Raw genomic sequence first — 13,382 nt, forward strand, 5'->3', positions numbered from 1 at the left:
AACCTGCGGGTGGTTTTGGTGGATAACCTTTCTGGTCATTTTCGAAATCCTTCTCTATCTCGCGGCCTGCAGCGAGGCGGTGGGGTGTTTGGCAGGTTATACACCATGTCGGATAACCGCTGGCAACTCGTATTCAGTCGTGGCGTGCTGACGCTCACGATCCTCCCGGGTATTGCTTCGCTCAGCCCTGGCTACGGTTCTCTGGCGGTGATGATCGCGGCTAAAACGGAATGCCGCCCACCCGATCCTACAGGTCGGGTTGCGGCTCGGGTGTGGGTGTTTTGTATGGCAAGCGCAGCAGTTCAACTTGCCACCAGCTCGGCAGCAAGCGGCGGACTTCGGGGCGGGCGAAGCGGTCGTCGATCAGGTAGAGCACGCCCTGGTCTTCTGGGGTGCGGATCACCCGGCCGGCGGCTTGTACGACCTTTTGCAGGCCGGGGTACAGGTAGGTGTAGTCGTAGCCGTTGCCGAACAGGGTGTCCATGCGCTGGCGGATTTCTTCGTTGATCGGGTTGAGCTGGGCCAGGCCGAGGGTGGCGACGAAGGCGCCGATCAAGCGTTCGCCGGGCAGGTCCACGCCTTCGCCGAATACGCCACCGAGCACGGCGAAGCCGATGCCGCGCCCACCGATCTGAAAACGCTCGATAAAGCCCTGGCGCGCCGCTTCGTCCATCTGCCGGGATTGCGTCCACACCGGTATCTGCGGGTGATCGCGGCGCAGCTCCTGTAGCACCTGTTCCAGGTACTGATAGCTGCTGAAGAAGGCCAGGTAGTTGCCGGGGCGTTCGGCGTATTGGCGCGCCATCAACTGGCAGATCGGCGCCAGCGAGGCGTCGCGGTGCTGGTAGCGGGTGGACAGGTTACGCACCACCTGCACGTGCAGTTGCTCGGCGCTGAATGGTGAGGCGACGTCCAGGCACTGGGTCTCTTCCGGCAGGCCGAGCAGGTCGAGGTAGTAGTGGCTGGGGCTGAGGGTGGCGGAGAACAGCGTGGCGCTGTGGGCGTCCGCGAAGCGTGGGCCGAGAAAGGGCGCCGGCAGGATATTGCGGATGCACAGGGTCGAGTAGCTGCGACCATTACCCGCCTCGATGCGATTGATATCGAACAGCGAGTGCGGGCCGAAGCTTTCCGCCAGCCGGCAGAACAGCATGGCGTCCATATAAAAGCTGAGCAGTTCACCGCCATTGCCTTCGGGCTGGTCGGTAAGCAGGTCGGTGATGGCGCTGACCGCCTTGCCCAGCGCGGCAAGCAGCAAGTCCGGCGCCAGCGGGTAGACCTGATAGGGCACCTCTTGCTCGCGGTGCAGTTGATCCCAGTGGCGGTCGACCCGTTCCAGCACGCTTTTCAGACGCTTCGGCGCATCGCGGCACATGGCCTTGAAGCGCGCCTGATCCAGCTCGGCGCTGTACATGCCGCGTCCGCGCTCCACCAGGTTGTGCGCTTCGTCCACCAGCAGGCAGACGCGCCACTGGTTGATCAGGGTGAGGCTGTGTAGCAGGGCGCCGAGGTCGAAGTAGTAGTTGTAGTCGCCCACCACCACGTCGCTCCAGCGACACAGCTCCTGGCTCAGGTAGTAGGGGCACACGCCATGGGCGATGGCGATATTGCGCACGGCTTGCTGATCCAGCCAGCGTTCCTTCAGCGCCGCGCTGCGTGCTGCCGGCAGGCGGTCGTAGAAGCCCTTGGCCAGCGGGCAGGAGTCGCCATGGCAGGCCTTGCTCGGGTGTTCGCAGGCCTTGTCACGGGCCACGTGTTCCAGCACGCGTAGCGGCGTGTCGGGTTCGCGCAGGCGTTGCAGGGCATCCAGTGCCAGGCGCCGGCCTGGCGTCTTGGCGCTGAGGAAGAACAGGCGGTCGAGCTGCTGGCCAGGCATGGCCTTGAGCTGCGGGAACAGGGTGCCGAGGGTTTTGCCGATGCCGGTGGTGGCCTGCGCCAGCAGGTAGTGGCCGTCGCGCGCGGCGCGGTACACGGCTTCTGCCAGTTGCCGTTGGCCATGGCGAAATTCGCCGTAGGGGAACTCCAGCGCGTCCAATGCCTGATTGCGTGCTTGCTGATGCGCCTGCTCCTGCCGCGCCCATTCGATGTAACGGCGGCAGTGCAGGGCGAAGAACTCGCCCAGTGAGGCGGCGCTATGGCGCTCGCGGAACACTGTTTCCTGCTGAGTCATGACGTTGAAGTACACCACCGCCAGATCCAGTTCATCGAAGCCCAGCTCCTGGCATAGCAGCCAGCCGTAGATCTTCACCTGCGCCCAGTGCAGCAGGCGGTGGTTGGCCGGGATGCGCGAGATGTCGCCACGATGGGTCTTGATCTCTTCCAGCAGGCGAAACTCGGGGTCGAAGCCATCGGCGCGGCCGCTGACCGTCAGCCCCTCGAACTGGCCGATCAGTGGCAGCTCGGAGACATAATCCGGGCCGCGCCGGGCCACCACCGTGGCGTGCCCGGCCATGCCTTCCTGCGCGGTGGGCGAGGGGGTGAAGCGCAGGTCGAGGTCACCTTCCTTGGCGGTGAACTCGCACAGCTCGCGCACGGCGATACGCAGGCTCAATCGCTCCACTCCACGTAGCACACGCTGACCGGCATGCGGTGCTCGGCGCAGAAGGCCAGCCAGCGTTTCTGGTTGTCCTGCAGGCGGTCGCCCGGGCCTTTCACCTCGATCATTCGGTAGCGGCCCTCGGCCGGCCAGAACTGGATCAGGTCAGGCATGCCGGCGCGGTTCTCGCGGATATCGGCCAGCAGGCGGCGGAACCAGGCGCCCAGGTGCGCCGGTGGCAGGCAGGCCAGCGCCTGCTCCAGTCGCTCGGTATCGAGCAGTTCCCAGAACACGAAGGGCGACTGAATGCCGAACTTCTCGGCGTGCGTGCGGCGCATGGCCTCGATGTAGCTGCCGTCCTCCAGGCGCGCCAGGCAGGCGCTGAACAGCTCGCTGCGACGGGCGTGAAAGTCGGCGCGGTGCAGATCCACCGGGCCGGTGTGGAAGGGGTGGAAGAAGGCGCCAGGCAGCGGGGCGAAGATCGCCTCCCAGCAGAGCAGGCCGAACAGCCCGCAGATCAGCGTGTTCTCCACGTAATGCACCGGTGCATCGGGTTCGGCCAGGTGCATGGCTACGGCCAGCTCGACGCTAGCGGCGCGCGGCAGGCGCAGGTCGAGGCGATCCTCGATCAGCTTCGCCGCCTTGGCCGTTGGCGGCAGGCCGAGGCGTTTGCGCAGACGTGTGCGGGCTCGTTCGGCCAGTTGCGCCTCTTCGGCGTTGTACGGCGCCGCGATCACCTGTTCGGCCAGCGCTAATGCTTCGGCATCTTGGCCCAGGCGCTCCAGCACGCGGATCTGCCGTTGCCGTGAGCCCACCGCGCGGGTGTCGCGATATAGCGCAAGCGCTGAGTCCAGTTTACCGGCGCGTTCCAGATGCTGCGCCAGTTGCAGCAGCAGGCGCTGGTGGCGTTCGCCGATATGCGCGCTGTCGCTGCAGAAATCGCCGAGCTGCTGCAGCACCTCGGTGACCGCCATGCCGGCCTCGAAGGCCTCGCGGCAGGCGCGCAGGTGCAGGTAGTCGTCCACATCCTGGCGGCTGCGAAAACCGCGCGAACCTGGGGTGATCGGCACCTGTTCGTAACGGAAGATGCCCAGGTCGGCGAGCACGAATTCCGACCAGTCCTGCGCCAGGTTGCCGAAGAACATCAGGCGCAGGCGGTCACACAGTGGGCCGATGGCCAGGCTCAGCAGGCGCTCGTCCAGATTTGGGCACCAGTCCGCCAGGCTGCGGGGTTCGCTGTGCAATTCGCGCAGATGGTCGAGCACTTCGCTTTTCTTCAACGTCCCGCGCGGCAGGTCGGCGGCGAAATGCGCGGCCAGTTCGTCCTTGAGCAGCAGGGCGCCGAGTTCGTCGAAGTTCAGGGCGGCGCAGTCGATCAGCCAGCCCCGTTGCAGCAGTGGTGCGGCAGCGCTCGGTATATCGCCGATCTCGGCATAGCGCAGTTTACTCACGCGAAAGTGCACGCCCTTGCGCATCACCAGGCGCACCAGCAGCGCCTGGGCGGGTAGGGGCAGCTGAGGGAAATCCGCAACGAAGGCGCGTTCGGCGTCGTCCATCAGGTCACGGTGATGGGCGTCGAGCCAGGCGAGGGCCTTGCGAAAGTTGGCCAGGTAATAGAGTTCGGGGGCATCGAGGCTGAGCATGGGCGAAGTTTTACTGGTTTTTTATACAGATGCCAGTGCCGCCGAGCTGCTGGATGACAAATCGGCGTACAGCGCTCCCGCATTCTCCACACAATCTCCACGTGCGCCCCACACGCCTCCCATCATCGCTGCCCAGACTCTGCCGTACCTTCACTCGCTACGGAGAGCCGTACCCATGAGCAGTTCCCTGAGTTTCAAGCTGGGCGCCATTGGCCTGTTGATTCTGCTGCTGATGATTCCCCTGTTGATGATCGATGGCCTGGTCGATGAGCGCCAGGGCCTGCGCTATGAGGTGATGCAGGGCATTACCCGCAGTTCCAGCTACAGCCAGCAGATCACCGGGCCCTGGTGTTGCCTTACATCAAGACCACCCATGAATGGAAGACCAACGAAAAGACCGGCGAGCGCTATAGCGAAAAGCGTCAACGGCGTGGTCGCCTGTACTTCCTGCCGGAGCGCTTCGTGCTCGAAGGTCAGGTGGGCACCGAATTGCGTGCCCGCGGCATTTATGAAGCGCGCCTGTATCGCAGCGACAGCCAGGTCAGCGGCCAATTCCGCCTGCCGGCGCGCCTGGGGCTGGGCGACGACCTCGGTTTCTACCGCTTCGAGAAACCCTTCCTCTCGGTCGGCATCAGCGATATCCGTGGCATCAGCAACGACCTGCAACTGCGCCTCAATGGCCAGACCCAGAGCTTCGCGCCGGGCAGCGGTGACGACAATTTCGGTGCCGGCGTGCATGCGCCGCTTCCTGCGCTGGACGCGCAGAGTGGGCAGACGCTCGACTTCGCCTTCGACCTCAAGCTGCAGGGCACCGAGCAACTGTCGGTGGTGCCGGTCGGGCGCGACAGCCGGGTCAAGCTGAGTTCCGACTGGCCGCACCCGAGCTTCGTCGGTGAATACCTGCCGAGCCGCCGCGAAATCTCTGACAAGGGCTTCAGCGCCGAGTGGCAGACCAGCTTCTTCGCCACCAACCTGGAAGAGGCATTGCGCGACTGCGTGGGCGCCGAGCGTTGCCAGGGCCTATTCGGCCGCAACTTCGGGGTGAGTTTTGTCGACCCGGTGGATCAGTACCTGAAGACCGACCGCGCGATCAAATATGCGCTGCTGTTCATCGCCCTGACCTTCGCCACCTTCTTCCTCTTCGAGGTGCTCAAACGCCTGGCCGTGCATCCGATGCAGTACGCCCTGGTCGGCCTGCTGCTGGCGCTGGGCTTTATGCGCCTGTGGTATCGCTCATGGGCGGGCATATCGGTCTGCGCGAGGAGGCGCGTGCCGGGCATCTGCTGGCGCGGCGGATTGCCGGATTGTTTCGTCAATGGCAGACGCAACAACGGACCTGTCAGAGGTTATATACCGAGGTGCGGCAGAAGGCGTGCTTGCATGGTGAGACGAGGTGGCAAGCCAGATGAACCGGGTTCACCTGGCGCCCGTTTTTACAGGCTGAGCGAAATCCCCGCATGCAGGGTGCGCGGTTCGCCCGGATAGCTCCAGACGTTCCTCGTAGTGCTTGTCGAAGACGTTGTTGAGGTTGAGGTTCAGGCGCACGTTCTCGGTCAGCGGGTAGTAGGCCAGCAGGTCGACCAGGCCGTAGCCGTCCATGTCGAAGGTGCTGTTGCTGGCCTGGCCCTGACGCTCGCTGACATATTTCAGACCAACGCCCAGGCCCAGGCCGGCCAGTGCGCCGCTGTCGAACTCGTAGGTGTCGAGCAGGTTGAAGCTATGCCGTGGCACGTTGGCCAGGCGCGAGCCCACCGGTATGGTGGTCGTGGTGCTTTCGGTCACTTCGGCGTCGACATAGGCATAGCCGCCGATCACCCGCCATGCGGGGTGATGTTGCCGGTCACCTTTGAAAACGCCACTTTTCTTCTACAGTTCTGGCAGGCCGTTGATGGTTCGGGCAACAACTGCATGGGGCAGGGGGCCAGTGCCGGGGGGGGTGTTCAGCAGCCTGCTAATACCAATGTCTAGCTGTCGGTAGGTGCTGGCCTGCTGCTAGCTTGAAGATGCATCAGAATAACAATAACCGGAGGCGTCTATGACTTCTGAACAAAGCAATGCCGCGGCCTATTGGAAGGCCAATGTGCGGCTCATCACCTGGAGCCTGATTGTCTGGGCGCTGGTTTCCTACGGATTCGCCATGATCCTGCGTCCGATGGTCGCGGGAATCTCCGTTGGCGGTTCCGACCTCGGATTCTGGTTCGCCCAGCAAGGCTCAATCCTCTTCTTTATCGGGCTCATTTTTCACTACGCGTGGAGACTGAACAAACTTGATAAAGAATTTGGCGTTGAGGAGTAAGTGGTCATGAGCCAGTTCGTTATCAACATGTTGTTCGTAGGGGCGTCCTTCGTGCTCTATATCGGCATCGCCATCTGGGCGCGTGCCGGCTCCACCAAGGAGTTCTACGTCGCTGGCGGTGGTGTGCATCCGATCACCAACGGCATGGCGACGGCCGCTGACTGGATGTCCGCTGCTTCCTTCATTTCCATGGCGGGCCTGATTGCCGCCGGTGGTTATGCCAACTCCACCTTCCTCATGGGCTGGACCGGTGGCTACGTGCTGCTGGCGATGCTGCTGGCACCGTACCTGCGCAAGTTCGGCAAGTTCACCGTGCCGGATTTCATCGGTGATCGCTTCTACAGTCGAGGCGCACGCCTGACTGCGGTGATCTGCCTGGTGATCATCTCCGTGACCTACGTGATCGGCCAGATGGCCGGTGCCGGTGTTGCCTTCTCGCGCTTCCTCGAAGTGAGCAACTCCACTGGTATCTGGATCGCTGCGGCGGTGGTCTTCGCCTACGCCGTATTCGGTGGCATGAAGGGCATCACCTACACCCAGGTCGCTCAGTACGTGGTACTGATCGTGGCCTACACCATCCCGGCCATCTTTATCTCCCTGCAGCTGACCGGTAACCCGATCCCGCCGCTGGGCCTGTTCGGTGACCACGTCGAGTCCGGCGTGCCGCTGCTGCAGAAACTCGATGAAGTGGTGCGTGACCTGGGCTTCGCTGCCTACACCGCGGATGTCGACAACAAGCTGAACATGGTGCTGTTCACCCTGTCGCTGATGATCGGTACTGCCGGTCTGCCGCACGTGATCATTCGCTTCTTCACCGTACCGAAGGTAGCCGATGCGCGCTGGTCCGCTGGCTGGACCCTGATCTTCATCGCCATGCTGTACCTCACCGCTCCGGCCGTTGCCTCGATGGCGCGCCTGAACCTGATGACCACTATTTATCCGGAAGGCGCTTCCGCCCCGGCTCTGTCCTATGAAGAGCGTCCTGAGTGGGTCAAGACCTGGGAACAGACCGGCCTGATCAAGTGGGAAGACAAGAACGGTGACGGCCGCATCCAGATGTACAACGATGCTGCACCGGCCTTCACCGCGACCGCTCAGGAGCGTGGCTGGAACGGTAACGAGCTGACCGTGAACAACGACATCCTGGTTCTGGCCAACCCGGAGATTGCCAACCTGCCTGGCTGGGTAATCGGTCTTATCGCGGCCGGTGCAATTGCAGCGGCGCTATCGACGGCGGCTGGTTTGTTGCTGGCGATTTCTTCGGCGATCAGTCATGACCTGATCAAGACCTTGATCAATCCGAAGATCAGCGAGAAGAACGAGATGTTGGCAGCGCGGCTGTCGATGGCTGCAGCGATCCTGCTGGCGACCTACCTGGGCTTGAATCCACCCGGATTCGCCGCGCAGGTGGTGGCATTGGCCTTCGGTATCGCGGCGGCGACCCTGTTCCCGGTGCTGATGATGGGGATCTTCTCCAAGCGCATGAACGACAAGGGCGCGATCTGCGGTATGGTTGCCGGTCTGGTGGTCACCCTGCTGTACATCTTCACCTACCTGGGCTGGTTCTTCATTCCGGAGACCAACATGCTGCCCAACACTCCGGACCAGTGGTTCATGGGTATCTCCCCGGCTTCCTTCGGTTCCGTTGGTGCGCTGATCAACTTCGCCGTGGCTTACGCGGTGTCGAGCGTCACTGCTGCCCCACCGCAGGAAATCCAGGACCTGGTGGAAAGCGTGCGTACCCCCAAAGGTGCTGGTGCCGCTCTGAACCACTAAGCATAATCCTGGCCTGAGGCCATCTTCCGATGGTCCAGGGTCTGACAGACGGGCCTCCAGTGGAGGCCCGTCTTTTTTCGGGAACAGTCATATGTTGTGGACTTTGCTTGCCATCGTGGTCGCGGGGCTCGGCGCTGCCGGTATCGCTCTGCTGCTACGCAAATTGACGCGCAACAAGCTGCCGCGGTGGATCGTGCCACTGTTTGGTGGTCTGGGGATGCTGGGCTATCAGGTGTTCTACGAGTACTCCTGGTTCGAGCATCAGCAGGCACGTCAGCCCGCGGAATCGGTCGTCGTTGCGACCGAGGCGGGTCATGTGTTCTGGCGCCCGTGGAGCTACTTCGTGCCGATGGTCACCGCGTTCACCGTGCTCGACAGCAAGAGCGTCGTGCGCGAGCAGGTGGCGGACGCGCAAGTGGCCGAGTTCATGCTCTATCGTTTCGAGAAGCAGCACATCGACCACGTATCGCACCGCGCTCATCTGCTCAATTGCACAACTGGCGAGTTGCTGCCGCTGGACGAGAAGAAACAGCCTCAGCTTGCCCAGCTCAAGCGCATCGACAAGGACGACGCGCTGTACCGCCAAGTGTGTCGCTAGCCCGCCATTCTTGTGTCGCGGCAGTGGTGCGCACGGCGCACCCTACGCGACCGCCTGATCCATTTAACCCACCAGGTGCTTCTCCGCGCCCGATAGACCCAGATCAATATCCACGCCTGCCACCTGCATAGAATCGCCAGCCCCTGATTTTCGAGCGTGCGGTCATGCCCCGTTTCCCTGAGCTGTTGTCGCCAGCCGGCACCCTGAAGAACATGCGTTATGCCTTCGCCTACGGCGCCGATGCGGTGTATGCCGGGCAGCCGCGTTACAGCCTGCGCGTGCGCAATAACGAGTTCGACCACGCCAACCTGGCCCTGGGCATCGCCGAGGCACATGCGCAGGGCAAGCAGTTCTATGTGGTGGTCAACATCGCCCCGCACAATGCCAAGCTCAGGACCTTCCTCAAGGATCTGGCGCCGGTGATCGAGATGGCGCCCGATGCGCTGATCATGTCCGACCCGGGCCTGATCATGCTGGTGCGTCAGCACTATCCGCAGGTGCCGATTCACCTCTCGGTGCAGGCCAACGCGGTGAACTGGGCCAGTGTCGAGTTCTGGCGTCAGCAGGGGCTGAGCCGGGTGATCCTCTCGCGCGAGCTGGCGCTGGAAGAGATCGAGGAAATCCGCAGTCAGGTACCGGACATGGAGCTGGAGGTGTTCGTCCATGGCGCGTTGTGCATGGCCTATTCCGGGCGTTGCCTGTTGTCGGGCTACATCAATCGCCGCGACCCCAACCAGGGCACCTGCACCAACGCCTGCCGCTGGCAATACCAGGCCACGCCCGCGACCGAGAACGAGCTGGGTGAGATCGTCCGCGTGGTCGAGCCGACGCTTGGCCAGGGTGCGCCGACTGCGCAAGCCTTCGTGCTCGAAGAGGCCGGCCGGCCGGGCGAGGAAATGGCCGCCTTCGAGGACGAGCACGGTACTTACATCATGAACTCCAAGGACTTGCGCGCGGTGCAGCACGTCGAGCGCCTGGTGCGCATGGGCGTGCATTCGCTAAAGATCGAGGGGCGCACCAAGAGCCATTTCTACGTGGCGCGCACGGCGCAGGTCTACCGCCGAGCCATCGACGATGCCCTGGCCGGAAAGCCATTCGACCCGAGCCTGCTGGGCAGCCTGGAGTCATTGGCGCATCGCGGTTACACCGAAGGCTTTCTGCGTCGTCATGTGCACGACGAATACCAGAATTACGAGCGCGGCAGCTCGGTCGCGGAGCGCCAGCAGTTCGTTGGCGAGCTCACCGGCGAGCGCCGTGGCGAGCTGGTCGAGGTGCGGGTGAAGAACCGCTTCGCCGTGGGTGACGGCCTGGAGCTGATGACGCCGCAGGGCAATCTGCGTTTCACGTTGGAACACCTGCAGAACGCGCAGGGCCAGGCGCAGCAGGTGGCGCCGGGGGACGGTCACGTGCTGTACCTGCCGTTGCCGGCGGAAGTGGGGTTGGATTATGGATTGCTGATGCGCGATCTGTAGAGCGGCCAAGATGGATCGCCGGCAAGCCGGCTCCTACGGGGGATTGCGTCGTGGGAGCCCGCTTGCGGGCGATGTGCTGTATATGGCCTGCCGACGCCGACGCCGGCTGGCCAGTCCGTAGGGTGCGCTGTGCGCACCTTGAAGTTGTGGATAAGCTTCGTAGGGTGGATGACGCTTCACCCATTCACCAGGTTTGTTGCCCTCGAGGTGGATGAAAAGAGCGTCGACTACGCGCCCCGATCCCCCCTACGAGCCGACGTGGCGTCTGTTTACATGGCGTGTTGACGCCGGCGTTGGCTGGCCAGTTGGCGCTCTAGATCGCAAAGACTGTCGATGCCCTGACGGCGCGCCTTGCTGAACAGCATCAGCGCCAGTTCAGCGGTCACCAGCGCATCGGCACTGGCGTTGTGGCGCTGGTGCACCTGCAGGCCGAATTCGGCGACCCAGTCATCGAGCCCGCCCTGACGAATGCGCGCTTGCGGGCACAGCAGCGGGGCGATTTCGGCGACATCGAAGAAATGGTGCTGCAGGCGATAGCCCAGGCTTTGGCGCAGTGCGCGAGCCAGCATGCGCTGGTCGAATTCGGCATGAAAGGCCAGCAGCGGGCTGCTGCCGACGAACTCCATGAAATCCAGCAGCGCCTCAGCCGGTTCCACACCCCGGGCCACTGCGCTGGGCGCGATGCCATGGATCAGCGTGCTGGCGCTGGCCTGATGGTCGGGGCGGTGCAGGGTGCATTCGAACTGTTCGGCGAAATTGATGGCGCCGTTGTCGATCACCACCGCGCCGATGGCCAGCACCTGATCACGGCGCATGTTCAGCCCGGTGGTTTCCAGGTCGAGGACGACGAAGCGCTGCTGGTGCAGCGGACGTTCGTCGAACAGCGCCGGGGCGCTCAAGGCCTCGCGGCGCTGCAACTGCTGCTGGGTCAGGGCCGGACCGCGGCCGGTGAACCAGGTGAACTTGCTCATAACTGATACCTCATGGCCAGGCTGCTCTGCAGGCGCTGCGCCTGGCGGAACGACTCGCGCAGAATACGCCGGTCCAGGTGGTTGAGGTGGTCGGGGTCGACCCGATTGGAGTAGGGCAGCTCGTCGCGTGCCTGCAGTTGATGCTGCTGCATGCGCGTCTGCTGAATGAAGTGGTAGGCCTCTTCATAGGCGGCGCCGTCCAGGGCCTCGATCACGCCCTTGGTGATCAGCGCGCGCAGGCGCTCCAGGGTGCCGACCGCACTGATGCCGTTGGCCAACGCGAGCAAACGGGCGCCGTCGACGAAGGGCGTCAGGCCCTGCACCTTGAGGTCGAGAGTGTCCTTGTCGGCGCCCGAACGGGCCACCACGAAGTCGCGGAAGCGTCCAACCGGCGGGCGGTGGCGCAGGGCGTTCTCCGCCATCATGCGCTGGAACAGGCTGTTGTTGGCGATGCGTCCGAGCAGCTCCTCGCGTAGCTGTTCGCAGCCTTCGTCCGGGCCCCAGATCGCGCGCAGGTCGAAATAGATGGTCGAGCCCAGCAGATTTTCCGGCGTGGCTTCGAGGACGAAGCCGGCGAAGCGCCGCGACCACTCCTCGCGCGACAGGCACAGCTCGGGGTTGCCGGCCATGATATTGCCCTTGCACAGGGTGAAGCCGCACTGCGCCAGGCGCTGGTTGATCTCGCGGGCGATCGGCAGCAGGCGCTCGCGGATGGCAGCAGACTCGCTGGCGCTTTCGGCCTCGAAGAGAATGCCGTTGTCCTGATCGGTGTGCAGGGTCTGCTCGCGGCGGCCTTCGCTGCCGAAGCACAGCCAGGTGAAGGGTATGCCCGGATCGCCCATGTCCTCGAGGGTCAGTTCGATCACTCGGCATACGGTGTGGTCGTTGAGCAGGGTGACGATATGGGTGATCTGCGTCGAGCTGGCGCCGTGGGCGAGCATGCGGTCGACCAGCAGGCGGATGTCGCTGCGCAGCCCGGCCAGGGTCTCGACTTTGCCGGCGTGGCGGATGGTGCGTGCCAGATGCACCAGGTCGACGCGCTGCAGGCTGAACAGGTCGCGCTCGGAAATCACCCCGCAGAGTTTTTCGTGCTCCACCAGGCAGACGTGAGCGATATGCCGCTCGGTCATGGCGATGGCGGCGTCAAAGGCGCTGGCGTCCGGCGCCAGGTGGAAGGGCCTGGGGGTCATCAGGTTGCTGATCGGCTGGGCCAGGTCGACGCCGTCAGCGACCACCCGGCGCAGGTCGCGCAGGGTGAATATGCCCAGCGGTTTGTCGGCCGGATCAAGCACCACGATGCTGCCCACGTGCTGCTCGTGCATCAGCCGCACGGCATCGCGAACAGGCGTGTCGGGCGCGCAGCCGATGGGTTGGCGCATGGCCAGTTCGCCCAGACGGGTGTCCAGCGAGTATTGCGCGCCGAGGGTTTCCACCGCGCGCAGCTGTACCTGCTGGTTGACCTGATCGAGCAGGCTGCTGACCCCGCGCAGGGCGAAGTCGCGCAGCGGGTTGGAAACGGCGAACAGCTTGATGAAGGCGTGTTTGGCCAACAGCAGGCAGAAGGTGTCCTCGGCGGCCAGGTGCTCGGTACGCGTGGCGCGTTCGCCGATCAGCGCCGCCAGGGGGAAGCACTCGCCGGCGGTGATCTCGAAGGTAGTTTCCGTACCGCGCCGGGCGCTGTGTGGGCGCTCACCGTGCACGCGGCCCTGTTTGACGATGTAGAAGTGCTCGACCGGGCCATCGCTGGGTTTGATGATCGAGTCGCCCTCGGCATAGAAGCGCAGCTGGCAGTGCTCGACCAGAAACGCCAGGTGGGCGGTGTCCATCTGGTTGAAGGGCGGAAACTTCTGCAGGAACTCCATGGTGCCGTGGATGTTCTGCAGCACCGCTGTCTTGCCCGCATCGGCCATCGCGTCGGCCTTGCTCATGGGCGTGCGCCTCGCAGTTTCGGGATGCTGTCAGTGTGGCCCTGGCTGGCCGGCTTGCCCATTGCACCTAAGTAGGGTGCAGACAACGCAGTTTTGACGAAATTTTGACCTGCACTCAGGCAAGCTGCACCGGCCCTCCTATGCCATAAAGAGCAAGGCACATCC

The 13,382-nt window shown here is 63.7% G+C and carries 9 protein-coding genes and 1 pseudogene; 5 read left to right on the plus strand and 5 right to left on the minus strand.

Features of this window, described 5'->3' with window-relative positions:
- Positions 1–247: 247 nt before the first annotated feature.
- Complete coding sequence (locus N5J71_RS04855) at positions 248–2,548, minus strand: ATP-dependent DNA helicase (protein ID WP_279916426.1); 2,301 nt, start codon at positions 2,546–2,548, stop codon at positions 248–250.
- Positions 2,545–4,176 (minus strand): VRR-NUC domain-containing protein, encoded by a 1,632-nt coding sequence (locus N5J71_RS04860; protein WP_279916427.1) that lies wholly within the window; start codon positions 4,174–4,176, stop codon positions 2,545–2,547. Before N5J71_RS04860 ends, N5J71_RS04855 begins: the two co-directional genes overlap by 4 nt.
- A gap of 175 nt (positions 4,177–4,351) precedes the next feature.
- Between N5J71_RS04860 and creD the strand changes: the two are divergent.
- Positions 4,352–5,400, plus strand: a pseudogene (gene creD, locus N5J71_RS04865) (cell envelope integrity protein CreD); the annotation flags it as partial.
- A 192-nt stretch (positions 5,401–5,592) separates the two neighbouring features.
- Here the strand turns inward: creD and N5J71_RS04870 are convergent.
- Positions 5,593–5,991 (minus strand): TonB-dependent receptor domain-containing protein, encoded by a 399-nt coding sequence (locus N5J71_RS04870; protein ID WP_003463861.1) that lies wholly within the window; start codon positions 5,989–5,991, stop codon positions 5,593–5,595.
- 220 nt (positions 5,992–6,211) lie between these two features.
- Here N5J71_RS04870 and N5J71_RS04875 point away from each other — a divergent pair, with 220 nt between their 5' ends.
- The 4 genes from N5J71_RS04875 to trhP all read left to right on the plus strand — a co-directional run bounded on the left by N5J71_RS04875 (position 6,212) and on the right by trhP (position 10,318).
- Positions 6,212–6,472, plus strand: coding sequence for a DUF4212 domain-containing protein (locus tag N5J71_RS04875; protein WP_003463859.1), 261 nt, complete (start codon positions 6,212–6,214; stop codon positions 6,470–6,472).
- Between the two features lie 6 nt (positions 6,473–6,478).
- Entirely contained in the window at positions 6,479–8,248 is a 1,770-nt protein-coding gene (locus N5J71_RS04880) for a sodium:solute symporter family protein (RefSeq protein WP_003463857.1), read from the plus strand.
- A 91-nt stretch (positions 8,249–8,339) separates the two neighbouring features.
- On the plus strand, positions 8,340–8,846 hold the full coding sequence (locus N5J71_RS04885; RefSeq protein ID WP_003463855.1) for a hypothetical protein: 507 nt from the start codon (positions 8,340–8,342) through the stop codon (positions 8,844–8,846).
- Positions 8,847–9,010: 164 nt separating this feature from the next.
- Positions 9,011–10,318, plus strand: a complete 1,308-nt coding sequence (gene trhP, locus N5J71_RS04890) for a prephenate-dependent tRNA uridine(34) hydroxylase TrhP (protein ID WP_074855408.1) — start codon at positions 9,011–9,013, stop codon at positions 10,316–10,318.
- Between the two features lie 269 nt (positions 10,319–10,587).
- Here trhP and N5J71_RS04895 read toward each other — a convergent pair whose 3' ends face one another.
- Both N5J71_RS04895 and N5J71_RS04900 read right to left on the minus strand, forming a co-directional pair.
- Positions 10,588–11,289 carry a 3'-5' exonuclease gene (locus N5J71_RS04895; RefSeq protein ID WP_074855409.1) on the minus strand — a complete coding sequence of 234 codons (702 nt, stop codon included), beginning with the start codon at positions 11,287–11,289 and terminating at the stop codon, positions 10,588–10,590.
- A complete protein-coding gene (locus N5J71_RS04900; RefSeq protein ID WP_074855410.1) occupies positions 11,286–13,217 on the minus strand; it encodes a putative nucleotidyltransferase substrate binding domain-containing protein in 1,932 nt (643 codons plus the stop codon). The genes N5J71_RS04895 and N5J71_RS04900 overlap by 4 nt, the downstream gene beginning before the upstream one ends.
- Between the last annotated feature and the right edge of the window lie 165 nt (positions 13,218–13,382).

Origin of the sequence: Ectopseudomonas oleovorans, assembly GCF_029845265.1 — a bacterium.
Lineage (GTDB): Bacteria > Pseudomonadota > Gammaproteobacteria > Pseudomonadales > Pseudomonadaceae > Aquipseudomonas > Aquipseudomonas oleovorans.

Bases quoted from the DNA above. Each gene is read 5' to 3' on its own strand.
- N5J71_RS04860 (WP_279916427.1), bottom strand. From the start codon at position 4,176: ATGCTCAGCCTCGATGCCCCCGAACTCTATTACCTGGCCAACTTTCGC.
- N5J71_RS04875 (WP_003463859.1), top strand. From the start codon at position 6,212: ATGACTTCTGAACAAAGCAATGCCGCGGCCTATTGGAAGGCCAATGTG.
- N5J71_RS04880 (WP_003463857.1), top strand. From the start codon at position 6,479: ATGAGCCAGTTCGTTATCAACATGTTGTTCGTAGGGGCGTCCTTCGTG.
- N5J71_RS04885 (WP_003463855.1), top strand. From the start codon at position 8,340: ATGTTGTGGACTTTGCTTGCCATCGTGGTCGCGGGGCTCGGCGCTGCC.
- trhP (WP_074855408.1), top strand. From the start codon at position 9,011: ATGCCCCGTTTCCCTGAGCTGTTGTCGCCAGCCGGCACCCTGAAGAAC.
- N5J71_RS04895 (WP_074855409.1), bottom strand. From the start codon at position 11,289: ATGAGCAAGTTCACCTGGTTCACCGGCCGCGGTCCGGCCCTGACCCAG.
- N5J71_RS04900 (WP_074855410.1), bottom strand. From the start codon at position 13,217: ATGAGCAAGGCCGACGCGATGGCCGATGCGGGCAAGACAGCGGTGCTG.